The organism is Streptomyces sp. MAR4 CNX-425 (assembly GCF_048656465.1).
Taxonomy (GTDB): Bacteria; Actinomycetota; Actinomycetes; order Streptomycetales; family Streptomycetaceae; genus Streptomyces.
In genome coordinates this window covers 94043-117350 of the sequence record NZ_JBMDLF010000002.1, presented here as the reverse complement: position 1 = coordinate 117350, position 23308 = coordinate 94043, and the positions used below count along the sequence as shown (strand labels likewise).

Genomic DNA, 23308 nt, shown 5'->3' with positions numbered 1-23308 from the left:
GACCGAGGAAGGCGCGACACCATGACCGACACCCCCGCCTCCGCTTCCGCCGACGCGAACGCCGCTGCCGACGCCCACGCTGCCGACGCCGACAGGAGAGCGCAGGCCCCGCTCGCCGGGCTGCGCGTCCTGGACCTCGCGACCCTCTTTGCCGGCCCGCTGGCCGCGACCCTGCTCGGCGACTTCGGCGCCGAGGTCGTCAAGGTCGAGCACCCCGCCAAGCCCGACCCCTCCCGCGGCCACGGGCCCGCCAAGGACGGCGTCGGCCTGTGGTGGAAGCTGCTCGGCCGCAACAAGAAGAACCTCACGCTCGACCTGTCCACGCCCGGCGGGCGGGACGTGCTGCTGCGGCTGGCCGCCGGCGCCGACGTGGTCGTGGAGAACTTCCGCCCCGGCACGCTGGAGAAGTGGGGCCTCGGCTGGGCGGAGCTGTCCGCGGCCAACCCCCGGCTGGTGCTCGCCCGGGTCACCGGCTTCGGCCAGTTCGGCCCGTACTCCCGCCGCCCCGGGTTCGGCACCCTCGCCGAGGCGATGAGCGGCTTCGCCGCGGTCACCGGCGAGCCCGACGGGCCGCCGACGCTGCCGCCGTTCGGCCTCGCGGACTCCGTCGCCGCGCTCTCCACCGCGTACGCCGTGATGACCGCGCTCGCCGGGCGGGAGCGCACCGGCCGCGGGCAGGTCGTCGACATGGCCATCATCGAGCCCATGCTCACGGTGCTCGGCCCGCAGCTCCTCTGGTACGACCAGCTCGGCTACGTCCAGCCGCGCACCGGCAACCGCTCCGCCAACAACGCGCCGCGCAACACCTACCGCACCGCGGACGGCCGCTGGCTGGCCGTCTCCACCTCCGCGCAGTCCGTCGCCGAGCGGGTGATGCGGCTGGTGGGGCGGCCCGAGCTGACCGGCGAGCCGTGGTTCGGCACTGGCGCGGGCCGGGCGGCGCACGCCGACGAGCTGGACGAGGCGGTCGGCGGGTGGATCGGGCGGCACGACGCCGCGACGGTCGTCGCGGAGTTCGAGAAGGCGCAGGCGGCGGTGGCGCCGGTGTACGACGTACGGGACGTGCTGGCCGACGAGCAGTACCGGGCGCTCGGGTCGATCACCGAGGTCGAGGACGAGGAGCTGGGCACCGTGAAGATGCAGAACGTGCTCTTCCGGCTCTCCGAGACCCCGGGCGCGATCCGCTGGGCGGGCCGGCCGCACGGCGCGGACACCGACGCGGTGCTCTCCGAACTGGGGCTGACCGGCGCGGAGATAGCCGGGCTGCGGGACGAGGGGGCGGTGTGAGCGCCCCGCGCGGGTCCGCGGTCGCGGCGGACCCGCCGGCCGGCGCCGGGACCCAGGACACGTATCTGACCTGGCTGTACGTCCCGGGGGACCGGCCCGCGGTGGTGGCCAAGGCGCTGCGCAGCGGCGCGGACGTGGTGCTGGTCGACCTGGAGGACGCGGTGGCGCCGGAGCGCAAGGCGTACGCGCTCGCCGCCACCGCCGAGCTGCTGGCCGAGCCGCGCCCCGGCCCGGCGCCGGTGCACGTCCGGGTCAACGCGCTCTCCGGACCGCTGGCGGACGGCGAACTGCGCACGCTGGCCCCGCTGCCGGGCCTCGCCGGGCTCCGGCTGCCGAAGGCCGGCGGCCGTCCGGACGTGCTGCGGGCGGCGGCGGCCGTACGGGAGGCCGCCACCGGCGGCGACGGCGGCCCCGCCGGTGGCGTGCCGCCGCTCTACCCGCTCCTCGAATCCGCCCTCGGCATCGAGCGCGCCTACGAGATCGCCACCGCGCACCCCGCGGTGCGCGGCATCGCGCTCGGCGAGGCCGACCTGCGCGCCGAGCTCGGCGTCGCCGACGACGCCGGGCTGGCCTGGCCGCGCGGCCGGGCCGTCGTCGCCGCCCGCGCCGCGGGGCTGGCCCCGCCCGCGCAGTCGGTGTACCCGGACGTCGCCGACCTCGACGGGCTCGCCCGCTCCTGCGCCGCCGGCCGGGCGCTGGGCTTCCTGGGGCGTACCGCCCTCCACCCCCGGCAGCTGCCGGTGATCGACCGGGCGTTCCTGCCCACGCCCGCCGAGGTCGCCCGCGCCGAGGAGGTCGTCGCCGCGGCGGCCGCGGACGCCGGGGCGCTCGCGCTGCCCGACGGCCGCTTCGTCGACGCCGCCGTGCTCGCCGGCGCCCGGCGTACGCTGCGCCTGGCCGGCCGCCCCGCCCGCTGAACCCGCGGGTGCGCCGGCGGCCCGGCCCGGGCCCGTACCGGGGCCCGGGCGGGACGCCGCACCGCTCAGCCCAGCGTCTCCAGCGCCCGGTTGAGGATCTGCGACGGCCGCATGACCGCGGCGGCCTTCTCCGGGTCCGGCTGGTAGTAGCCGCCGATGTCGGCGGGGTTGCCCTGCACCGCGAGCAGCTCCTCGACGATCGCCGGCTCCTGCTCGGCCAGGGTCGCCGCCAGGGTCCCGAACGCCTCCGCGAGCTGCGCGTCGGCGGTCTGCCCGGCGAGCTCCTGCGCCCAGTACAGCGCGAGGTAGAAGTGGCTGCCGCGGTTGTCGATGCCGCCGACGCGGCGGGTGGGCGACTTGTTCTCGTTCAGGAACGTGGCCGTCGCCCGGTCCAGGGTGTCGGCGAGCACCTGGGCGCGGGCGTTGCCCGTCTTCTGCGCCAGGTGCTCGAAGGACACGGCCAGCGCCAGGAACTCGCCCAGGCTGTCCCAGCGCAGGTAGTCCTCCTTGACGAGCTGCTGCACGTGCTTGGGCGCGGAGCCGCCGGCGCCGGTCTCGAACAGGCCGCCGCCGTTCATCAGCGGGACGACCGAGAGCATCTTGGCGCTGGTGCCCAGCTCCAGGATGGGGAAGAGGTCGGTGAGGTAGTCGCGCAGCACGTTGCCGGTCACCGAGATGGTGTTCTCGCCGCGGCGGATCCGCTCCAGCGACAGGGCCATCGCGTCGGCGGGGGCGAGGATGCGGATGTCCAGGCCCGCGGTGTCGTGCTCCGGCAGGTACTCCCGCACCTTCGCGATCAGGTTGGCGTCGTGCGCCCGGGTCTCGTCCAGCCAGAAGACGGCCGGGTCGCCGGTGGCGCGGGCGCGGGTGACGGCGAGCTTCACCCAGTCCCGGACCGGCGCGTCCTTGGTCTGGCACATGCGGAAGATGTCGCCCTCGGCGACCGGCTGCTCCAGCAGGACGTCGCCGGCGCCGTCGACGACGCGCACGGTGCCCGGCGCGCCGATCTCGAAGGTCTTGTCGTGGCTGCCGTACTCCTCGGCCTTCTGCGCCATCAGGCCGACGTTGGGCACCGAGCCCATCGTCGCCGGGTCGAAGGCGCCGTGCGCGCGGCAGTCGTCGATGACGACCTGGTAGACGGGCGCGTAGCTGCTGTCCGGGATGACGGCGAGGGTGTCGGCCTCCGCGCCGTCCGGTCCCCACATGTGGCCGGAGGTGCGGATCATCGCGGGCATCGAGGCGTCGACGATGACGTCGCTGGGGACGTGCAGGTTGGTGATGCCGCGGTCGGAGTCGACCATCGCCAGCGCCGGCCCCTCGGCCAGCTCGGCGTCGAACGACGCCTTGATCTCCGCGCCCTCGGGCAGTGCGCCGAGGCCGGCGAGGATGCCGCCGAGCCCGTCGTTCGGGGTCAGGCCCGCGGCGGCCAGGGTCGCGCCGTGGCGCGCGAACGTGCGGGGGAAGAAGGCCCGTACCGCGTGGCCGAAGACGATCGGGTCGGAGACCTTCATCATCGTGGCCTTCAGGTGCAGCGAGAACAGCACGCCCTCGGTCTTCGCCCGGGCGACCTGCTCGCCGAGGAACGCGCGCAGCGCCTCGACGTGCATCACGGCGGCGTCGACGACCTCGCCGGCCAGCACCGGCACCGACTCGCGCAGCACGGCGGTGGTGCCGTCCGCGCCGGCCAGCTCGATGCGCAGGCTGCCGTCCCGGGCGACGACCGCGGACTTCTCGGTGGAGCGGAAGTCGTCGGCGATCATGTGCGCGACGTTGGTCTTCGAGCCGGCGGTCCAGGCGCCCATGCGGTGCGGGTGGGTGCGGGCGTAGTTCTTCACCGAGGCGGGGGCGCGGCGGTCGGAGTTGCCCTCGCGCAGGACGGGGTTGACGGCGCTGCCCTTGACCTTGTCGTAGCGGGCGCGGATGTCGCGCTCCTCGTCGGTCTTGGGCTCGTCCGGGTAGTCCGGCAGGTCGTAGCCGTGCTCGCGCAGCTCGGCGACGGCGGCCTTGAGCTGCGGGATGGACGCCGAGATGTTCGGCAGCTTGATGATGTTGGCCTGCGGGGTCTGCGCCAGCGCGCCCAGCTCGGCGAGCGCGTCGGCCACCCGCTTGTCGGCCGGCAGCCGGTCGGGGAACTGCGCGAGGATCCGCCCGGCCAGGGAGATGTCGCGGGTCTCCACGCCGACCCCGGCGGTCGCCGCGTACGCCTGGACCACGGGCAGGAACGAATACGTCGCCAGGGCCGGCGCCTCGTCGGTGTGGGTGTAGATGATCGTCGATGCTTGTTCGGTCACCGGGTGCTCCAGTCCGCGTCGCTGCTCTGCCGGATTGCTTGATATCAAGATATCCAATGCGCCGCCCGCGCCGGACAGGGCCCTGTGCCACCGCGCGGCAGGATCGCGCCACACCTGATCGCCGGCCCGGCGAGCGCCGGACGGGACGGGATAGGCTCCCGGCACCGAAAGCTCCCGGGGGGGATCTGTCATGCGTGGACTGCGAATCGTGCTCGTGGTGTGTGTCGTGCTCGGCGTCGTCTTCGTCGCCGTCGACCGGGTGACCGTGTACGTGGCGGAGGGGAAGGTGGCCGACAGGATCCAGGCCAGGCTGGGCCTGGAGGGCAGCACCGAGGTGTCGATCAACGGCTTCCCGTTCCTCACCCAGATCGCCGGCAAGCACCTCGACGACGTCGACGTCGAGATGACCGGCATCCGCGCGGACGCCGCCGCCTCCGGCACCGGCGAGCGGCTGCTGGTCTCCGAGTTCAGCGTGGAGCTGAGCGGGATGGACCTGGACGAGGACTACGGCGGCGCGACCGCCGAGAGCGCCGCGGGCTCCGCCGTCATCGCGTACGAGGCGCTGACCGCCGCGGCCGGGCACCGGGGCGTCACCTTCGGCTACGGCGGCGACGGCAAGGTGAAGGTCACCGCGAGCGCCGGGGCGCTGGACGCGCCGGAGCCGGTCGAGGTGCTGTCCACGGTCGAGGCCGAGGGCGGCGACACCGTCAGGCTGCGCGCCGAGGAGATCCCGGCCGCGGGCGGCCCCGGGGCGCAGGAGGCCGTGCGCGGCGCCGTCGACGTCGACCGGCAGGTCGGCGGGCTGCCCGACGGGGTGCGGATCGACCTGGTCACGGCGACCGCGGACGGCCTCGTGGTCGACGTGGCGGGCGAGGGCGTCCGGGTCGCCGGCTGAGCCGCCGCACCCCGGCCGCCGCGCGCCCGGCCGGGGCTCAGACGAGGTTCACGAGGAAGTCGCGGCACGCCCGCTCGCAGCGGCGGCACGCCGCGGCCCGCTCCGCCGCCCCCGGCGCGGTGGCGGCCAGCCGCTCGTAGTCCGCCGCGCAGGCCGCGCAGGTCGCGGCGCACAGCTCGACCTGCGCCCGCAGGCCCGGCGCGTCGTGCCGGCCGTGCTGCGTGAGCATCCGGGAGGTCTGCTCGCAGACGTCCGCGCAGCGCAGGTCCAGCCGCTGTGCCGCGCTCGGTTCCGCCGGCCCCGCGGGCCGCAGGCACGCCGTGGCGCACTCCGCGCACGCCTGGGCGCAGACGAAGCCGTCCTCGATGTACCGGACCAGGGCCTCACGGCCGAGTTCGTCCGTCGAAACCGCCACCCGGGATCACCTCCTTTGCCGGGGTCGCCGTCCGCGGTGTCAGGAGCCCACCGGACCCGGCTGCGGACTGGGGTCCGGCACCGGGTCGGGCCCGGGCGGCCGGGGGATCGGGTCCGGCGCGGGCGGCGGCTCCGGTACGGGCCCGGGGCGCGGCCCCGGACCGGGGCCCGGATCGGGGTCGGGCCGCGGCGGCGCGGGCGGCGCCGGCGGCATCGGCGGTACGGGGTCGGGTTCCCGGTCCGCCGCCGGGGGCGGGCGGGTTCCGGTGTCCGTTGCCGGCACCGGGATCGGCTGCGTCGGCATGGCGTCCTCCGTGGGACGGGGTGGCACGTGGTGCGTGACGTTCATGGGGCGCGTGCCCGCCCGCGGCCGGGTTCACGCCCCCGGGCCGCGAGATCCGCCCGATTGCCGCTCCCCGCGGCGCCGGGCCGGGCGCCGGGCCGGCCGGGTGCCGGAGTTGCCGTGGCCGGGGAGCTCGTGCGGGGTCAGCCGGCCCCGGCCGCGGGGCACCTCCGCGGGCTCCCGCTCCTCCGTGACGTGCGGGACGGGCCCGGACGCCGGCGGTCGCGGCTGGTCCTCGGGGCGCGGCGGGGCGGGCTCCCGGGACCGTATCCGGATGCCGAGCCACACCGCGCCGACCAGCACGGCGACCAGGACGAGGCCGAGGAGGAAGGGCAGCAGGCCCGCGGTGACCGCGTCGGCGGCGACGGCGGGGGCGGTTCTCTGCGAGTCGGTGCGCATGGGGCCGGGTACCCACGGGACGCGGTTCTGCACCCGGCCGCGTACCGCCGCCGCGCCTTCGTGCGATCGCACCGCCCGCGCCGCCGCCGGTCCGGAGGATCCGTCCGGGGGCGATCCCGCCGCCGCGTGGGACACTGAAGTACGTGCGTTTCCTGAATGACTCCACCGCGCCGTACGACCTGACGTACGACGACGTGTTCATGGTCCCCCGCCGCTCCGCCGTCGGCTCCCGCCAGGCCGTCGACCTGTCCTCCGCCGACGGCACCGGCACCACCATCCCGGTCGTCGTCGCCAACATGACCGCCATCGCGGGCCGCCGGATGGCGGAGACCGTCGCCCGCCGCGGCGGGCTCGTCGTCGTCCCGCAGGACATCCCCATCGACGTCGTCGCCGACGTCGTCTCCTGGGTCAAGCAGCGCGACCTGGTGCTCGACACCCCCATCGTGCTGGGGCCGCACTCCACCGTCGCCGACGCGCTGGCGCTGCTGCCCAAGCGGGCGCACGGCGCCGCCGTCGTCGTCGAGGACGGCCGACCCGTGGGCGTCGTCACCGAGTCCGACCTGAGCGGGGTGGACCGGTTCACCCAGCTGTCGGAGGTGATGTCCCGCGAGCTGCTGACGCTCGACGCGGGCATCGACCCGCGGGAGGCGTTCAACCGCCTGGACGCCGCCCACCGCCGGCTCGCCCCCGCCGTCGGCCCCGACGGGCGGCTGGTCGGCCTGCTCACCCGCAAGGGCGCCCTGCGGGCCACGCTCTACACCCCCGCCACCGACGCCCGCGGCAGGCTGCGCGTCGCCGCCGCGGCGGGCATCAACGGCGACGTCGCCGGGCGCGCCAAGCAGCTCCTCGACGCCGGCGTCGACACCCTCGTCGTGGACACCGCGCACGGCCACCAGGAGCAGATGCTGCACGCGCTGCGCGCCGTCCGCGCCCTCGACCCCGGGGTGCCGGTGGTCGCGGGCAACATCGTCGCCGCCGAGGGGGTGCGCGACCTGGTCGAGGCGGGCGCCGACATCGTCAAGGTCGGCGTCGGCCCCGGCGCGATGTGCACCACCCGCATGATGACCGGCGTCGGCCGGCCGCAGTTCTCCGCCGTGCTGGAGTGCGCCGCCGAGGCCCGCCGGCTCGGCCGGCACGTGTGGGCCGACGGCGGCGTACGGCACCCCCGCGACGTCGCCATGGCGCTGGCCGCCGGCGCCTCCAACGTCATGATCGGCTCCTGGTTCGCCGGCACCTACGAGTCCCCGGGCGACCTGCAGCAGACCGCGGACGGGCGGCTGTACAAGGAGAGCTTCGGCATGGCCTCGGCGCGCGCCGTCCGCGGCCGGACCGCCGAGGAATCCGCGTACGACCGGGCCCGCAAGGGGCTCTTCGAGGAGGGCATCTCCACCTCGCGGATGTTCCTGGACCCGCAGCGCCCGGGCGTCGAGGACGTCATCGACGCCGTCGTCGCGGGCGTGCGCAGCGCGTGCACGTACGCCGGGGCGGCGACCCTGGAGGAGTTCCACGAGCGGGCCGTCGTCGGCGTGCAGAGCGCCGCGGGGTACGCCGAGGGCCAGCCGCTGCACGCCAGCTGGCAGTAGCGGCACGGGGCCCGCCGGCCCCGCCCGGGGCGCGGGGGCCGCCCGGCGCCCCGGGGGGACCGCGCCGGCCCGGCGTGGTCTACTGCGGACATGCGACTCGACGAGCTGGACGAGCGGATCGTGCGCGCCCTCGCCGAGGACGCCCGCCGCACCTACGCCGACATCGGCGCCGAGGTCGGCCTCTCCGCGCCCGCGGTCAAGCGGCGCGTGGACCGGCTGCGCGCGGCCGGCGCCGTCACCGGCTTCACCGTACGCGTCGACCCCACCGCCCTCGGCTGGGCCACCGAGGGCTACGTCGAGCTGTACTGCCGCTCCAAGACCAGCCCCGCCGACATCCGCCGCACCCTGTCCCGCTACACCGAGGTGGCCGCCGCCTCCACGGTCACCGGCGACGCCGACGCCGTCGTGCAGATCTTCGCCACCGACATGCGCCACTTCGAAGCCGTGCTGGAACGGATCGCCGGCGAGCCCTTCGTCGAACGCACCAGATCGGTCCTCGTCCTCTCCCCGCTCGTCCGCCGCTACGCCCCCGACCCACCCCTGTGAGGGCGGCGGGGCCGCACGCAACGGATCGCCGCCCGGGCCCCGGCGCACGCAACGAATCGCCTGGTCGGACGCAATCGACGGGCCTTGTTCCGGGCCCCGCACGGGACGTACCGTCGAGTGAGACGGACCGCACGACCCGCCTGCGAGGTAGCCCATGGCGCCGCTGCGCATCGCCCTGCTCCAGGGGCCGGCCGGGGTGCCCCCGAGCAGACAGGAGGGCCTCGCCGAGCTGGAGACCGCCGCCCGGACCGCCGCCGCCGGGGGCGCCCGGCTGCTGGTCGCCGCCGAGCTGTTCCTCAGCGGCTACGCCACCGACCCGGCCGGCCGCGCCGAGCCGGCCGACGGCCCCGGCGCCCACGCCGTCGCCGGCATCGCCGCCGACCACGGCCTGTCCATCGCCTACGGCTACCCGGAGCGGGACGGCAACGCCGTGTACAACGCCGTCCAGCTGATCACCCCGTACGGCTACCCCGCGGCCAACTACCGCAAGACCCACCTCTTCGGCGACTTCGAGCGGAAGTTCTTCACCCCCGGCGACACCCCGGTCGTCCAGGCCGACGTCGACGGCATCCGCGTCGGGCTGCTGATCTGCTACGACGTCGAGTTCCCCGAGGCGGTCCGGGCGCACGCCCTGGCCGGCACCGAGCTGCTGCTGGTGCCCACCGCGCTGATGCGCCCGTACGAGTTCGTCGCCCGCACGCTGGTCCCCGCGCGCGCCTACGAGAGCCAGCTGTACGTGGCGTACGCCAACCGCGTCGGCCCCGAGGGCGAGCACCACTTCGCCGGGCTGAGCTGCCTGGCCGCGCCCGACGGCACCGTGCGCGCCCGCGCCGGGCACACCGGGGAGGACCTCGTCCTCGCCGACGTCGACCCGGCCCGGATCGCCTGCGCCCGCCGCGACAACACCTACCTCGCGGACCTGAGGCCCGAGCTGTACGCCTGACCCCGCCCCGGCGCCGCCCGCGCCACGCCCCGCCCCGCCCTGTTCCGCCCCGCCCTGCCCGAAAAGCCCGAGGAGCCCCGCGAAGATGACGTCCACCGTGCCCACCGCCGTCCACCCCGCGGGGGAGGAGACCGGCCGGCGGCCGATCACGATGTTCGGCCCCGACTTCCCCTTCGCGTACGACGACTACCTCGGCCACCCCGCCGGGCTCGGCCAGATACCGGCCACCGAGCACGGCACGGAGGTCGCGGTGATCGGCGGCGGGCTCTCCGGCCTCGTCACCGCGTACGAGCTGATGAAGACGGGCCTGAAGCCGGTGGTCTACGAGGCCGACCGCATCGGCGGCCGGCTGCGCACCGAGACGTTCCCCGGCTGCGACCCCGCGCTCACCGCCGAGATGGGCGCGATGCGCTTCCCGCCGTCCTCCACCGCGCTGCGGCACTACATCGACCTCACCGGCCTTCAGACCCGCCCGTTCCCCAACCCGCTGGCCCCCGGTACCCCGTCCACCGTCGTCGACCTCAAGGGCGAGTCGCACTACGCCCGCACCGTCGACGACCTGCCGCAGGTCTACCGCGACGTCGCCGCCGCCTGGGCCGACTGCCTGGAGGAGGGCGCGGACTTCACGGCCATGAACCGGGCCATCCGCGAGCGCGACGTGCCGCGCATCCGCGAGCTGTGGGCCGGGCTCGTGGAGCGGCTCGACGACCAGACCTTCTACGGCTTCCTCTGCGACTCGCCCGCCTTCCGCTCCTTCCGGCACCGGGAGATCTTCGGCCAGGTCGGCTTCGGCACCGGCGGCTGGGACACCGACTTCCCCAACTCCATCCTGGAGATCCTGCGCGTCGTCTACACCGAGGCCGACGACGACCACCGCGCCATCGTCGGCGGCAGCCGGCAGCTGCCGCTGCGGCTGTGGGACCGGGCGCCCGGCAAGATCGTGCACTGGGCGCAGGGCACCTCGCTGGCGGCCCTGCACGACGGCGGCGCCCCCCGCCCGGCGGTCACCCGGCTCGCCCGCGCCGCCGGGGAGGGCATCACCGTCACCGACGCCGCCGGCGACGTCCGCACCTACCGGGCCGCGGTCTTCACCGCCCAGTCGTGGATGCTGCTGTCGAAGATCGACTGCACCGACGACCTGCTGCCCATCGACCACTGGACCGCCGTCGAACGCACCCACTACATGGCGTCCGCCAAGCTGTTCGTGCCCGTGGACCGCCCCTTCTGGCGCGACCGCGACGAGCGGACCGGGCGCGACGTGATGTCCATGACGCTCACCGACCGCATGACCCGCGGCACGTACCTCCTCGACGAAGGGCCCGACGGCCCGGCGTCGATCTGCCTGTCGTACACCTGGTGCGACGACAGCCTGAAGTGGCTGCCGCTGACCGCCGCGGAGCGGATGGAGGTCATGCTCAAGTCGCTCGGCGAGATCTACCCGGACGTCGACATCAGGAAGCACATCATCGGCCCGCCGGTGACGGTCTCCTGGGAGGACGAGCCGTACTTCATGGGCGCGTTCAAGGCCAACCTGCCCGGCCACTACCGCTACCAGCGGCGGCTGTTCACCCACTTCATGCAGGACGCGCTGCCGGCGGACCGGCGCGGGCTCTTCCTGGCCGGGGACGACATCTCCTGGACGGCGGGCTGGGCCGAGGGCGCGGTGCAGACGGCGCTGAACGCCGTGTGGGGCGTGCTGCGGCACTTCGGCGGCGCCACCGACCCGGCCAACCCCGGGCCCGGCGACGTCTTCGACGCCCTCGCCCCGGTGGAGCTGCCGGAGGACTGAGCGGCGGCCGGGTCAGCCGTCGCACGCGCCGCGCAGCGGCACCAGGACGCACCGCGAGACCAGCCCGACCGACTGGTCCAGCCGCTCGGTGAACTCCTCGCCCACCTCCGGCAGACCGCGCAGCCGCCACAGCACCCGGGCCGCCGCCCACGCCGCGTCCCGGGCCCGCTCCAGGCTCCACGCCCCCGCGAAGTGGGTGAGCGGATCGGCCACGTCCAGCAGGTCGGGCCCCGGCATCAGCTGCTCGCGGATCCGCTCCTCCAGCCGGACGAGCAGCTCGCCGACCCGCTCGAAGTCGCCCTCGGCGTCCTCCGGTTCGCGGCCCAGCGTGCGGCAGGAGGCGACGACCGCGAGCGGCAGGTCGTAGCCGATGTGGGCGTTGATGCCGGCCAGCGCGAACTGCAGCGGGTGGACGCCGCGGTGGCGGCGGGCCTGGAACAGCGGCCGCCAGCACGCCGGCGGCCGGCGGCCCGCCGCGGCGTCGTCCACCGCGGCCAGGAACCGGCCCGCGAAGTCCGCCGCGAGGCCGGCGGCCGCGGTCCGGTCGGCGAAGCCGCCGGCCGCCAGCCGCACCCGTACCTCGTCGGTCACCGCCAGGTACACCGACGCGAAGACCGCCACCCCGTCCGGCCGGGGCAGCCCGGCGGCCAGCGCGCGCATCCGCCCGGCGGCGGCGTCGAGGGCGGCCCCGGCGGCGGCCGGGTCCTGCACAGACGTCATGGCCGTCACCCTGGCAGCCCCGCCCCCCGCGCGGCCATCACCCGCCCGGGCGCGGCTCCCGGCGCCCCTCGTACGGGTGGCGCCCCCGCCCGCCGGGATCGTGACCCGCGCGGCCGCGGTCCCTCCGCCGCACCCCGCCGCGGGAGGCGAACGGGCGAGGTCACCCCGCGGTCGCCCCGTCGGCGGACGACGTCGGGCCGACGACGGGCCCCGCGGAGGTGAGCCAGCCCACAGCGTTCGGCGGGTTGACCGGTCCCCGGGCGTGGCAGACTGGATGCGTACCAGTGACGAACGCGCACTCCGGGGTCGGTGAAAGTCCGAACCGGCGGTTACAGTCCGCGACCCGGCCGCTGCCAGCGGCCGGTTGACCAGGTGGAATTCCTGGACCGACGGTGAAAGTCCGGATGGGAGGCAGTGCGCGGCGGGATGCCACAGGTGCGCCGCGGCGACGGCCCGCCCCTTCGGGCGGCCCCCTCCCGGCCGGCGCCCCGGTGATCGCGTTCCGTGACTGTCGTGAAGACAGGCCCCGGAGTCCGTGCCGACGAGGCAGGAGGACCCGGGTGGCCACCGCAGCCGAGACCCAGGCGATGCGCCGCGCCATCGCGCTCGCCGCCCGCGCCCTCGGCGACACCAGCCCCAACCCCGTCGTCGGCTGCGTCGTCCTCGACGCCGCCGGGCGCCCCGCCGGCGAGGGCCACCACGTCCGCGCCGGCGGCCCGCACGCGGAGGTCGCCGCCCTCGCCGACGCGGGGGAGCGGGCCCGCGGCGGCACCGCCGTCGTCACCCTCGAACCCTGCACCCACACCGGCCGCACCGGGCCCTGCGTACGCGCCCTCGCCGAGGCCGGCGTCGCCCGCGTCGTCTACGCCGTCGCCGACCCCACCCCCGTCGCCGGCGGCGGGGCCGCCGCGCTGGCCGCCGCCGGCATCGACGCCGAGGGCGGCCTGCTCGCCGACGAGGCCGCCGCCGGGAACGAGGCGTGGCTGACCGCCGCGCTCCGCGGCCGCCCCTACGTGCTGTGGAAGTACGCCGCCACCCTCGACGGCCGCAGCGCCGCCGCCGACGGCACCAGCCGCTGGATCACCTCGCCCGCCGCCCGCGCCGACGTCCACCGGCTGCGCGCCGAGGCCGACGCCGTCGTCGTCGGCTCCGGCACCGTACGGGCCGACGACCCGCAGCTCGCCGTCCGCGGGCCGCGCGCCGAGGCCGGCGTCACCCAGCCGCTGCGCGTCGTCGCCGACACCGCGGGGACCGCCCTGGGCCCCGGCGCCCGGCTGCTCGACGGCAGCGCCCCCACCCTCGTCGCGGTCGCCGACGACGCGGCCGCCGGCCCCCTCGCCGCCGTCCTCGACGACGCCGCGGCCCGCGCCGGGCGCCGCGCCGGCGTGGTGCGGATCCCGCGCGCCGCGGACGGCCGCGGCCTCGACGTCACGGCGCTGCTCGCCGCGCTGTACGGGCGGGACGTCCGCTCCGTGCTGCTGGAGGGCGGCCCGACGCTGGCCGGCGCGTTCCTCGCCGCCGGCGTCGTCGACCGGGTCGTCTGCTACCTCGCCCCCGTCCTGCTGGGCGCCGGGCCCGCCGCGCTCGCCGACGCCGGAATCGGAACGATCGGCGAAGCGTTGCGCCTCGACGTGACCGCCGTCGATCACCTCGGCCCCGACCTGCGGCTGACCGCCGTGCCCGGCCCCGCCCCCGAGCCGCCCGCCACCAAGGAGAGCTGACGTTGTTCACCGGAATCATCGAAGAGCTCGGCGAGGTCGTCGCCGTCGAGGAGCTGCCCGACGCCGCCCGCTTCCGGCTGCGCGGCCCCGTCGTCACCGAGGGCGCCCGGCACGGCGACTCCGTCGCCGTCAACGGCGTCTGCCTCACCGTCGCCGGCCTCGCCGGGACGGAGTTCACCGCCGACGTGATGGCCGAGACGCTGAACCGCTCCAGCCTCGGCGGCCTCGCCCCCGGCGACCGGGTCAACCTGGAGCGCCCCACCGCCGTCGGCGGGCGCCTCGGCGGGCACCTGGTGCAGGGCCACGTCGACGGCACCGGCGAGATCGTGGCGCGTAAGACCTCCGACAACTGGGAGGTCGTCACCGTCTCGCTGCCCGCCGGCCTCGCCCGCTACGTCGTCGAGAAGGGCTCCGTCACCGTCGACGGCGTCAGCCTCACCGTCGTCGATGTCGGCCCCGACTTCTTCACCGTCAGCCTCATCCCCACCACCCTCGCGCTGACCACCCTCGGCACCAAACAGCCGGGCGACCCGGTCAACCTGGAGGCCGACATCGTCGCCAAGTACGTCGAGCGGATGCTCGCCCCGCACCTCGACCGGACCGCCGGAGCGCGGGAGTGAGCGCCCTGGACTCCCTCAACTCGGTGGCCTTCTCGGTGTTCGGCGAGGACATCAAGTGGGCCGACATGACCGGCAACCTCCTGGGGCTCACCGCCCTCGCGCTCGGCTGGCGCCGCTCGACGGCCGTCTGGCCGGCCCAGCTGCTCTCCGGCGCGGTGCTCGTCGTCGCGTACGCATCCGCCGGCCTCACCGGCGGCGTCGGCAAGCAGCTGCTGGTCGTCGGCGTCTCGGTGTGGGGCTGGACGCAGTGGGCGCGCGGCCGGCGGGAGAGCGGGGCGATACGGGTGCGCTTCGCCACCTGGACCGAGCGCGCCTGGCTCGCCGGCGCCACCGCGGCCGGCACCACCGCCGTCGCCCTGGTCTTCCTCGCCTTCCCCTCGCTGTCCTGGAACCCCTGGCCGGACGCCTACCTGTTCACCGGCTCCGTCGCCGCCATGGTCGCCATGGCCCGCGGCTGGGTCGAGTTCTGGTTCGCCTGGCTCGCCGTCGACGCCGTCGGCGTCCCGCTGGCGTACTCCGGCGACCTGAAGTTCTCCGCCCTCGTGTACGTCGTCTACGGCGTCGTCGTCCTCCTCGGCCTGCGCGCCTGGTGGACCGCGAGCCGCCGCACCGCCCCGCCCGCCGCCGGGCGGCCGGAGGCACTGGAAGGAGCCGCCGCATGACCGCCCCTACGACCGTGCAGCCCGCCGGGGACGCGGAGAACCCCGGACTCGACTCCGTCGAGCGCGCGATAGAGGAGATCGCCGCCGGCCGCCCCGTGGTCGTCGTCGACGACGAGGACCGCGAGAACGAGGGCGACCTCGTCGCCGCCGCCGAGCTGATCACCCCCGCCACCGTGGCGTTCATGATGCGCGAGTGCAGCGGCATGATCTGCATGCCGATGGCGGGCGAGGATCTGGACCGGCTCGCCATCCCGCAGATGGTCCAGCGGAACACCGAGTCCATGCGCACCGCCTTCACCGTCACCGTCGACGCCTCCCCGGCCCACGGCGTCGGCACCGGCATCTCCGCCTCCGACCGGGCGACGACGATCCGGCTGCTCGCCGACCCCGCCGCCGCCCCCGCGGACTTCGTCCGGCCCGGGCACATCTTCCCGCTGCGGGCCCGCGAGGGCGGCGTGCTCGTCCGCGAGGGGCACACCGAGGCCGGGGTGGACCTGGCCCGGCTCGCCGGGCTGCGGCCCGCGGCCGCGATCGTGGAGATCGCCGGCGAGGACGGCGAGATGCTGCGGCTGCCGCAGCTCGTGCCGTTCGCCCGCCGCCACGGCTTCGCGATCGTCTCCATCGCCGACCTGGCCGCCTACCGCCGCGCCACCGAGCCCGCCCGGGCGCCCGCGCAGGTGCCCGCGGCCGCGGTGCCCGCCGCCGCGCCGGCCGACCCCGCCGTGGTCCGCGAGGCCGAGACCCGGCTGCCCACCGCCTACGGCGACTTCACCGCCCACGGCTACCGCTCCGCCGCCGACGGCGTCGAGCACATCGCCCTGGTCCTCGGCGACGTCAGCGGCGACGACGGCGGCGAGGGCGTGCTCGTACGCATCCACTCCGAGTGCCTCACCGGCGACGTCTTCGGCTCCCAGCGCTGCGACTGCGGCCCCCAGCTGCGCGCCTCCCTGCGCCGCGTGGCCGCCGAGGGCCGCGGCGTCGTGATCTACCTGCGCGGCCACGAGGGCCGCGGCATCGGCCTGCTGTCCAAGCTGCGCGCGTACGAGCTGCAGGAGCGCGGCCGCGACACCCTCGACGCCAACCTGGAGCTGGGCCTGCCCGCCGACGCCCGCGACTACGCCGCCGGCGCCCGCATGCTGGCCGACCTCGGCGTCGGCCGGGTGCGGCTGATGACCAACAACCCGGAGAAGGTCGACGCCCTGCTGCGGCACGGCCTGACCGTCACCGGCCGCGAGCCCACCCCCGTCGAGGCCGGCGAGCACAACCTGCGCTACCTGCGCACCAAGCGCGACCGCATGGGCCACCACCTGCCGTGGCTGGACGGCGCGCCGGTCGCGGTGTGCAGCAACCAGTGACCACCGCACCACCCCGAGACCCCGAGACCAGCACAGCACAGCGAACGAGGAGAGCCGTGAGCGGCAAGGGCGCACCCGAACTGACCGTGAAGAACTGCGAGGACCTGCGCGTGGCCGTCGTCGCCGCGCTCTGGCACGAGCAGGTGATGGACGGGCTCGTCGACGGCGCCCTGCGCGCCCTCGGCGAGCTGGGCATCGAGGAGCCCGCCCTGCTGCGCGTGCCCGGCAGCTTCGAGCTGCCGGTGGCGGCCAAGGCGATGGCCGACCGCGGGTACGACGCCGTCGTCGCCCTCGGCGTCGTCGTCCGCGGCGGCACCCCGCACTTCGACTACGTGTGCCAGGGCGTCACCCAGGGCCTGACCCGGGTCGGCGTGGACACCGGCGTCCCCGTCGGCTTCGGCGTGCTCACCTGCGACACCGAGGAGCAGGCGCTCGCCCGCGCCGGGCTGCCGGACTCGGTCGAGGACAAGGGCCACGAGGCGGTCACCGCGGCGGTGGCCACCGCCGCGGCGCTGCGCACCGGGGCCGGGGCCCGGCGCTGAGCGCCCCCGCGGACCCCGTAGACTGGGGCCCACCATGGCCAGCAAGACATTCGAGGAGCTCTTCGCCGAGCTCCGGCAGAAGGCCGCCACCGGCGACCCCGCCACCTCCCGCACCGCTCAGCTCGTGGAGCAGGGGGTACACGCCATCGGCAAGAAGGTCGTCGAGGAGGCCGCGGAGGTCTGGATGGCCGCCGAGCACGAGGGCGAGGACCGCACCGCGGAGGAGATCTCCCAACTCCTGTACCACTTGCAGGTGATGATGGTCGCCCGGGGGATCTCCCTCGACGACGTCTACGCCCACCTCTGACGCCCGTACGCCACCGCCGCCCGGCCGGCAGGACAGCCCGGCCGGCAGAACAGGAAGACACACGACCATGCTGCGCATCGCCGTACCCAACAAGGGTTCCCTCGCCGAGCCTGCGTCGGCGATGCTCCATGAGGCCGGCTACCGGCAGCGCACGGACCGTCACGAACTGGTGCTCACCGACGCCGACAACGACGTCGAGTTCTTCTTCCTGCGCCCCCGGGACATCGCCGTCTACGTCGGCTCGGGGCGCCTCGACATCGGCATCACCGGCCGCGACCTGCTGCTCGACTCCGGCGCCTCCGCTGAGGAGATCATGCAGCTCGGCTTCGGCGCCTCCACCTTCCGCTACGCCACCCGCCCCGGCACCGCCGCCGGCGTCGCCGACTTCGGCGGCCGGACCGTGGCCACGTCCTTCTCCGGGCTGGTCGCCAAGCACCTGGCGGACCACGGCGTCGACGCCGAGGTCGTCCACCTCGACGGCGCCGTCGAGACCGCGATCCAGCTCGGCGTCGCCGAGGTCATCGCCGACGTCGTCGAGACCGGCACCACGCTGCGGCAGGCCGGGCTGGAGATCATCGGCGAGCCGATCCTCACCTCCGAGGCCGTGGTCGTCCGCGGCACCGGCTCGCCGCGCGAGGAGCCGAAGGTGCGCCAGTTCCTCCGCCGGATGCAGGGCGTCCTCGTCGCCCGCAGATACGTGATGATGGACTACGACATCCGCGCCGAGCACCTGGAACAGGCCGTCGCCCTCACGCCGGGCCTGGAGTCGCCCACCGTGTCCCCGCTGCACCACGAGGGGTGGGTCGCCGTCCGCTCGATGGTGCCCACCGCCGACGCCCAGCGGATCATGGACGAGCTGTACGAGCTGGGCGCCCGCGCCATCCTGACGACCACGATCCACGCCTGCCGCCTGTGAGCGCCGCCGGACCGCCGGTCACCTTCCGGCCGAACCGCACCCGGGCGGTGCTCGTCGCCGCCGGGGTCGCGATCTTCGCGGTGCTCACCGCCATCGGCATGGTGCTGAGCCTGAGCGCGGGGGAGCGGGCCAGCTTCGTCGTCGTCGGGCTGTTCTTCCTCGGCGGGCTGCTGGTGCTCAGCCGCCCCAAGGTGGTCGTGGACGACGACGGCGTCACCGTCACCAACCTCACCCACAGCCGCCGCCTCGACTGGGCCGAGATCCTCCGCGTCAACCTGCGGCCCGGCGACCCCTGGGTCACCCTGGACCTCGCCGACGGCACCTGCCTGCCGGCGATGGGCATCCAGCCGGGCATCGGCCGCGAGCAGGCCGAGCGGGACGCGCGGGCGCTCGCGGGAATGGCGGCGGAGCGCGGCACCGGCCCGGAAGGCGTCTGAGGCGGCCGTACGCCCCGGGGCGTGCCCGCCGCCGGTGCGCGCGGGGCGGGGCTCCGGGGGGTCCGCACGGCGGCCGGGTCCGGCCCGGTCGCCGTGGAGTGCGGTGCCGGGCACGGCGCGGGCCGCGGGGCTCAGCCGGGCTCCGGCTCCTCGCCCGGCTCACGGCCGGAGAGGATCTCGCCGTACGCCTGCATCAGGTCCGGCAGCCGCAGCGTGGCCAGCTCCTCGCGGCCCGGCGGGCCGGGGTAGGCCGACAGCCGCAGGTCGCGGTAGGCGCAGCTCTTCTCGTACAGCGTGCGCAGGAAGCGCCCGTTGCCCAGCTCGTCGATCCAGCCCTGGTCGACGACGTGCCCGCAGATCGAGCGCAGCTCCTCGACCGCCTCCTCGTCCCACCGGTCGCCGTTCTGCGCGGCCAGCACCTCGCCGATGGCGGTCAGCTCCAGCGGGCGGTAGCTGGGGAAGTCGACGCGCGTCGTGAAGCGGGACGTCAGGCCCGGGTTGCTGGAGAGCAGCCGGTCCATGCCCTTGGGGTAGCCGGCGAGGATGACGACGAGCCGGTCGCGGTTGTCCTCGGCGCGCTTCAGCAGCACCTGGAGGGCCTCGTCGCCGTAGGCGTCGCCGCGGGAGTAGCCGACGCCGGCGAGGCTGTACGCCTCGTCGATGAAGAGCACGCCGCCGAGGGCGGAGTCGATCAGCTCGTTGGCCTTGACGGCGGTCTGGCCCAGGAACTCGCCGACGAGGTCGGCCCGCCCCGCCTCCACCAGCCGGTCGCTGCCGAGCAGCCCGAGGGCGTAGAAGACGCGGCCCAGGATGCGGGCCACGGTGGTCTTGCCCGTACCGGAGGGGCCGGAGAAGACGAAGTGCCGCTTGGGCGGCTGCACCGGCAGGCCCTCGCCGGCCCGCAGGCGCGCCATGTTCAGCTGCGCCGACAGCGCCCGCACCTGCCGCTTGACCGGGTCGAGGCCCACCATCCGGTCGAGGTCGGCCAGCGCCTCGGCAAGCATCGCGGGGTCGGCGGCCCCCTGCGGGGGCGCGGTGCCCGCGTGCAGCGGCGCCCGCTCGCGCAGCACGCCCGGGCCGCCGGCGGGGGCGGGCGGGCGCAGCACCTCGTCGGCGGGCACCAGCTCGCGGCCGTCCGGCGGGGGAGCGGGGTCGCCCGGCGCGGTCTCCTGCTCGGCGCCGCCCAGGGACACCGACGCCAGCCCGGGCACCGGGTCGAGGCCGTCGAAGTCGTCGAGCCCGTCGATGGCGGCGATGCGGGCCGCGGTGTCCATGAAGGAGGGGTCGATGCGGTGCACCGCCCGGTAGAGCGGCAGCGCGGCGGCGCTGCGGCCGGCCCCCTCCTGCGCGCGGGCCAGCCAGTAGCGCAGCTCCTTGCGCTGCGGCTGCTCGCTGCGGCAGCGCATCAGCGCGGCGGAGAGGATCGGCACGGCCTGCCCGTACATCTCCAGCCGGACCCGCGCCATGCCCGCGAACAGCCCCGCCTCGATGCCCAGCAGCGGGTCCTCCGTCAGCGGCACGGTCAGCCGGACGAGCTGCTCCCAGTCCTTGACCAGATACGCACGGCAGGCGTGCAGGAAGCGCACCTGCGGGTCGGCCTCGGCCGGGGGGCAGGCGGCGAGGGCCTGCTCCAGCTCGGCGACGTGCCGGCCGTCCAGCCAGTGCGAGGCGTGCGCCAGCAGCAGGTCGCGGCCGGAGTCGAGGACGGGCTGCACCCACCAGCCCAGCCAGTACCAGGAGTTGAGGGGGCGGCGGTGCCGGGCGCGCTGCTCGCCGAAGCGGTCGCGGTGCCGGTACATCTCCAGCAGGGCCGTGGCGGTGTCCGCCCGCAGCGCGTGCAGCCCCAGCCAGCCGTCGGCCATCCGGGGATCCAGCCGCACGGCGGACCTGAACTCCTCCTCGGCCCGGGTGTAGGCACCCATCGTGTAGGCGTCGACGCCCCGCAGCCAGGCGAGTTCCGCCGGGGCCTCGGGCCCGCGCGCGCCGTTGTCCGTCACGTAGCCACCAACCCTTCCCCCGTGGATGCCCTCGGGTCGCTGGTCGGCCGTCTCTCGTGAACTCCCCCGCGGAGCAGGGGAGTTGCGGCAAGGAGGGCCTGCTCGCATGGTACCCGCGGCGGCGGTGCGGGCCGACGGCCCGTATCGGACGCGCGCGCGGCGGACCCGGCCGCCCGACGCGGTGACCGTGGGTGAGGGGCGGCCGGTCCGTAAGTCATCCCATTGTTCCCTCTTTGGACAGAACGAAGCCCCCGATCACGGGGGAACAATCGGGGGCTTCGCGCGTGAGGCGGTGCCGGTGGGGCCCGCTCACTGAGAACGTAAGTCCTGGACTGCCCCTGGGTCAAGCGGAGTTGGGGCCTGGAGGGGCATATTCCGGCCGGTCCGTCAGGGGGCCGCGCGCGGTGTGCGCCCCGCGCGGTCACCCGGCGTGTGCAGGCCCCGGGACCAGCGTGTACGCGTCACCGTCGGACAGCACCAGAAGGCCGGCGTACGGCCGGGACGGGTCGGCCGAGAAGTGCGCCCGCTCGGCCCGCTCCCAGCCGTCCCAGAACCCCGCGAGCGCCGGCCCGTCGCGCCGCCGGCCGCGCGCCCACGCCGTCGCGGCCGGCACCTCCATCCACAGCAGCCGGGCGAGGTGCGGGCGCAGCTCCCGCCGGCCCGCGCCGACGCCCTCGACGAGCACCACCGGCGCCGGCGGCAGCGTGCGCCGCCCGGTGAAGGCGCGGGCGTGCCAGTCGTACGTCTCGTAGACCGCCGGGCGCCCCGCGGCCAGCGGCTGAAGCACCTGGTCCCGCAGCCGCCCGGTCCAGCCGAACGGCTCCCGGTGCGTCGCGAGGTCGTCCAGCCGGAGCACGGGCGCGCCGCCCAGCGCCCCGGCGAGCCGCCCGGAGAACGTCGTCTTGCCGGACCCGGCGTGCCCGTCCACGGCCACCAGCCGTACGGGGCCGCAGGACGGCGCGAGGCGCCGCAGCTCGCGGGCCAGGGCGGCCGGCGCGGGGTTCCCCCGGCCGGGGGAAGGGGTGGCGCTCATCGCCGCAAGGGTACGGCGGGTGCCCCGCGGCGCCGTTCTCCACCCCAGGTCACACCAGTGGTATAAACCAATATTCACCCATCTCGTAGCACGGATTGACTTCCTAACGGCACAGCGAAGGTGAATAGTTGTGGCCTGCCCCCCAGCTCGTGCCGCAATCGTCTGGAGAGTCCGCCATGCCCCGAAGTGCGTCACGGCGCACCGTGCTGGCTGCCGCACTGGCAGCCGCAGCGGCCGGTGCCGCGCCGACCGCCTCCGCCTCCGCGCCCAGCGCCCCCGCCGCCCCGGCCGGGCCGGCCGGCCGCCCGCCGCTGGGCAGCTCCCTCGTCGACTACCGGGGCTGGGCCACCGCCCCCGCGTGGCGCCGCGGCAGCGCCCGCGGCACGAGGGTCGTGCCCGGCCGCCGCCCCGGGATCGTGATCGGCCGCCCCGCGGGCCGCACCGAGTACGCCGACCCGCACACCGGGACCACGGCCGTCTGGGAGTACGCCACCTGGACCTCCCCGGTCCACCGGCTCGGCCCGCCCGCCACCGAGGTCGTCGCCTCCTGGAACGCCGACACCCCGGCCGGCACCTGGCTGATGGTCGAGCTGCGCGGCACCTACAGCGACGGCGGCCGCACCCCCTGGTACGTGATGGGCCGCTGGGCCGCGGGCGACGCGGACATCCGCCGCACCACGGTCGACGACCAGGGCGACGGCAAGAGCAGCATCTGGACCGACACCTTCTCCATCGACGACGCGTCGAGCGGCCTGCGGCTGGTCGACTACCAGCTGCGCGTCACCCTCTACCGCAGGCCCGGCAGCGACGCGACGCCGCTGGTGTGGCGGGTCGGCGCGATGGGCTCGGACGTGCCGGACCGCTTCGAGGTGCCGGCGAGCCGGCCGCGGCTGTCCCGCGAGCTGATCGTCCCGCGCTACTCGCAGAACATCCACGCCGGCCGGTACCCGGAGTACGACAACGGCGGCGAGGCGTGGTGCAGCCCCACCTCCACGCAGATGATCACCGAGTACTGGGGCCGCAGGCCCGCTCGCGAAGACCTGGAGTGGGTCAACCCCGACTACGACGACCCGCAGGTCTGCCACGCCGCCCGCTACACCTACGACTACCAGTACGAGGGCTGCGGCAACTGGCCGTTCAACACCGCCTACGCCAGCACGTACCGCGACATGCACGGCGTCGTCACCCGGCTCGGCTCCCTCGCCGACGCCGAGCTGCTGATCGCCGCGGGCATCCCGCTGATCACGTCCCAGTCCTTCATCGAGTCCGAGCTGGACGGCGCCGGCTACGGCACGTCGGGCCACCTGATGACGGTCGTCGGCTTCACCAGGGACGGCGACGTCGTCGCCAACGACCCGGCCTCGCCGGACAACCCGGCGGTGCGGCACGTCTACCAGCGCCGCCAGTGGGAGAACATCTGGCTCAGGACGAAGCGCTACGACGCCTCCGGAAAGGTCCGCTCCGGCACCGGCGGCATCTGCTACGTGCTGTGGGGCGACGAGATCAACGGCGCCCAGAAGGCGGCGCTCGCGGCGGTCGGCATCCGCTGACGCCGCCCTGGTCGTACGGCACCGGGGGACCCGCCCCGCCC

Annotated in this window: 22 protein-coding genes and 1 riboswitch; of the genes, 16 read left to right on the top strand and 6 right to left on the bottom strand. The window is 75.7% G+C overall.

Features of this window, described 5'->3' with window-relative positions:
• The first annotated feature begins 21 nt into the window (after positions 1 to 21).
• Positions 22 to 1287, top strand: a complete 1266-nt coding sequence (locus ACHZ99_RS05905) for a CaiB/BaiF CoA transferase family protein (RefSeq protein WP_420303299.1) — start codon at positions 22 to 24, stop codon at positions 1285 to 1287.
• Positions 1284 to 2204 carry an HpcH/HpaI aldolase/citrate lyase family protein gene (locus ACHZ99_RS05900; RefSeq protein WP_420303298.1) on the top strand — a complete coding sequence of 307 codons (921 nt, stop codon included), beginning with the start codon at positions 1284 to 1286 and terminating at the stop codon, positions 2202 to 2204. The genes ACHZ99_RS05905 and ACHZ99_RS05900 overlap by 4 nt, the downstream gene beginning before the upstream one ends.
• Positions 2205 to 2269: 65 nt before the next feature.
• On the opposite strand, the gene ACHZ99_RS05895 is transcribed toward ACHZ99_RS05900, so the two are convergent.
• On the bottom strand, positions 2270 to 4495 hold the full coding sequence (locus ACHZ99_RS05895; RefSeq protein ID WP_420303297.1) for an NADP-dependent isocitrate dehydrogenase: 2226 nt from the start codon (positions 4493 to 4495) through the stop codon (positions 2270 to 2272).
• Between the two features lie 190 nt (positions 4496 to 4685).
• Here ACHZ99_RS05895 and ACHZ99_RS05890 point away from each other — a divergent pair, with 190 nt between their 5' ends.
• Positions 4686 to 5390, top strand: a complete 705-nt coding sequence (locus ACHZ99_RS05890) for a DUF2993 domain-containing protein (protein WP_420303296.1) — start codon at positions 4686 to 4688, stop codon at positions 5388 to 5390.
• Between the two features lie 37 nt (positions 5391 to 5427).
• Here the strand turns inward: ACHZ99_RS05890 and ACHZ99_RS05885 are convergent, their stop codons facing one another.
• Both ACHZ99_RS05885 and ACHZ99_RS05880 read right to left on the bottom strand, forming a co-directional pair.
• Positions 5428 to 5805 (bottom strand): hypothetical protein, encoded by a 378-nt coding sequence (locus ACHZ99_RS05885; protein WP_420303295.1) that lies wholly within the window; start codon positions 5803 to 5805, stop codon positions 5428 to 5430.
• A gap of 375 nt (positions 5806 to 6180) precedes the next feature.
• Positions 6181 to 6618 carry a DUF6479 family protein gene (locus ACHZ99_RS05880; protein WP_420303294.1) on the bottom strand — a complete coding sequence of 146 codons (438 nt, stop codon included), beginning with the start codon at positions 6616 to 6618 and terminating at the stop codon, positions 6181 to 6183.
• Between the two features lie 71 nt (positions 6619 to 6689).
• On the opposite strand from ACHZ99_RS05880, the gene ACHZ99_RS05875 reads away from it, so the two are divergent.
• From ACHZ99_RS05875 to ACHZ99_RS05860, 4 genes are all read left to right on the top strand, one after another.
• On the top strand, positions 6690 to 8129 hold the full coding sequence (locus tag ACHZ99_RS05875) for a GuaB1 family IMP dehydrogenase-related protein (protein ID WP_420303293.1): 1440 nt from the start codon (positions 6690 to 6692) through the stop codon (positions 8127 to 8129).
• Positions 8130 to 8219: 90 nt separating this feature from the next.
• The gene (locus tag ACHZ99_RS05870; protein WP_420303292.1) at positions 8220 to 8675 is read left to right on the top strand and encodes an Lrp/AsnC family transcriptional regulator; all 456 of its coding nucleotides are present in this window, start codon (positions 8220 to 8222) and stop codon (positions 8673 to 8675) included.
• A 154-nt stretch (positions 8676 to 8829) separates the two neighbouring features.
• Positions 8830 to 9618 (top strand): carbon-nitrogen hydrolase family protein, encoded by a 789-nt coding sequence (locus tag ACHZ99_RS05865; RefSeq protein ID WP_420303291.1) that lies wholly within the window; start codon positions 8830 to 8832, stop codon positions 9616 to 9618.
• An 85-nt stretch (positions 9619 to 9703) separates the two neighbouring features.
• Complete coding sequence (locus ACHZ99_RS05860; protein WP_420303290.1) at positions 9704 to 11407, top strand: flavin monoamine oxidase family protein; 1704 nt, start codon at positions 9704 to 9706, stop codon at positions 11405 to 11407.
• Between the two features lie 12 nt (positions 11408 to 11419).
• Here ACHZ99_RS05860 and ACHZ99_RS05855 read toward each other — a convergent pair whose 3' ends face one another.
• Complete coding sequence (locus ACHZ99_RS05855; RefSeq protein ID WP_420303289.1) at positions 11420 to 12127, bottom strand: DUF5995 family protein; 708 nt, start codon at positions 12125 to 12127, stop codon at positions 11420 to 11422.
• A gap of 291 nt (positions 12128 to 12418) precedes the next feature.
• Positions 12419 to 12549: riboswitch (FMN riboswitch) on the top strand.
• A 165-nt stretch (positions 12550 to 12714) separates the two neighbouring features.
• On the opposite strand from ACHZ99_RS05855, the gene ribD reads away from it, so the two are divergent.
• The 8 genes from ribD to ACHZ99_RS05815 all read left to right on the top strand — a co-directional run bounded on the left by ribD (position 12715) and on the right by ACHZ99_RS05815 (position 18687).
• Positions 12715 to 13848 carry a bifunctional diaminohydroxyphosphoribosylaminopyrimidine deaminase/5-amino-6-(5-phosphoribosylamino)uracil reductase RibD gene (gene ribD, locus ACHZ99_RS05850; RefSeq protein WP_420303992.1) on the top strand — a complete coding sequence of 378 codons (1134 nt, stop codon included), beginning with the start codon at positions 12715 to 12717 and terminating at the stop codon, positions 13846 to 13848.
• A 2-nt stretch (positions 13849 to 13850) separates the two neighbouring features.
• The gene (locus ACHZ99_RS05845) at positions 13851 to 14468 is read left to right on the top strand and encodes a riboflavin synthase (protein WP_420303288.1); all 618 of its coding nucleotides are present in this window, start codon (positions 13851 to 13853) and stop codon (positions 14466 to 14468) included.
• Positions 14465 to 15130 carry a nicotinamide mononucleotide transporter family protein gene (locus ACHZ99_RS05840; RefSeq protein WP_420303287.1) on the top strand — a complete coding sequence of 222 codons (666 nt, stop codon included), beginning with the start codon at positions 14465 to 14467 and terminating at the stop codon, positions 15128 to 15130. Before ACHZ99_RS05845 ends, ACHZ99_RS05840 begins: the two co-directional genes overlap by 4 nt.
• On the top strand, positions 15127 to 16485 hold the full coding sequence (locus ACHZ99_RS05835; protein WP_420303286.1) for a bifunctional 3,4-dihydroxy-2-butanone-4-phosphate synthase/GTP cyclohydrolase II: 1359 nt from the start codon (positions 15127 to 15129) through the stop codon (positions 16483 to 16485). Before ACHZ99_RS05840 ends, ACHZ99_RS05835 begins: the two co-directional genes overlap by 4 nt.
• Before the next feature lie 56 nt (positions 16486 to 16541).
• On the top strand, positions 16542 to 17027 hold the full coding sequence (gene ribH, locus ACHZ99_RS05830) for a 6,7-dimethyl-8-ribityllumazine synthase (protein WP_420303285.1): 486 nt from the start codon (positions 16542 to 16544) through the stop codon (positions 17025 to 17027).
• 34 nt (positions 17028 to 17061) lie between these two features.
• Entirely contained in the window at positions 17062 to 17334 is a 273-nt protein-coding gene (locus tag ACHZ99_RS05825; RefSeq protein WP_420303284.1) for a phosphoribosyl-ATP diphosphatase, read from the top strand.
• Positions 17335 to 17401: 67 nt separating this feature from the next.
• A complete protein-coding gene (gene hisG / locus ACHZ99_RS05820; protein ID WP_420303283.1) occupies positions 17402 to 18250 on the top strand; it encodes an ATP phosphoribosyltransferase in 849 nt (282 codons plus the stop codon).
• Positions 18247 to 18687, top strand: a complete 441-nt coding sequence (locus ACHZ99_RS05815; protein WP_420303282.1) for a PH domain-containing protein — start codon at positions 18247 to 18249, stop codon at positions 18685 to 18687. Before hisG ends, ACHZ99_RS05815 begins: the two co-directional genes overlap by 4 nt.
• A gap of 131 nt (positions 18688 to 18818) precedes the next feature.
• On the opposite strand, the gene ACHZ99_RS05810 is transcribed toward ACHZ99_RS05815, so the two are convergent.
• Together ACHZ99_RS05810 and ACHZ99_RS05805 are read right to left on the bottom strand one after the other, a co-directional pair.
• Positions 18819 to 20684: an AAA family ATPase gene (locus tag ACHZ99_RS05810; RefSeq protein ID WP_420303281.1), complete on the bottom strand. Its 1866-nt coding sequence runs from the start codon at positions 20682 to 20684 to the stop codon at positions 18819 to 18821.
• A 421-nt stretch (positions 20685 to 21105) separates the two neighbouring features.
• The gene (locus tag ACHZ99_RS05805) at positions 21106 to 21717 is read right to left on the bottom strand and encodes a uridine kinase family protein (RefSeq protein WP_420303280.1); all 612 of its coding nucleotides are present in this window, start codon (positions 21715 to 21717) and stop codon (positions 21106 to 21108) included.
• A gap of 176 nt (positions 21718 to 21893) precedes the next feature.
• On the opposite strand from ACHZ99_RS05805, the gene ACHZ99_RS05800 reads away from it, so the two are divergent.
• Positions 21894 to 23267, top strand: coding sequence for a peptidase C39 family protein (locus tag ACHZ99_RS05800; RefSeq protein ID WP_420303279.1), 1374 nt, complete (start codon positions 21894 to 21896; stop codon positions 23265 to 23267).
• Positions 23268 to 23308 lie beyond the last annotated feature (41 nt).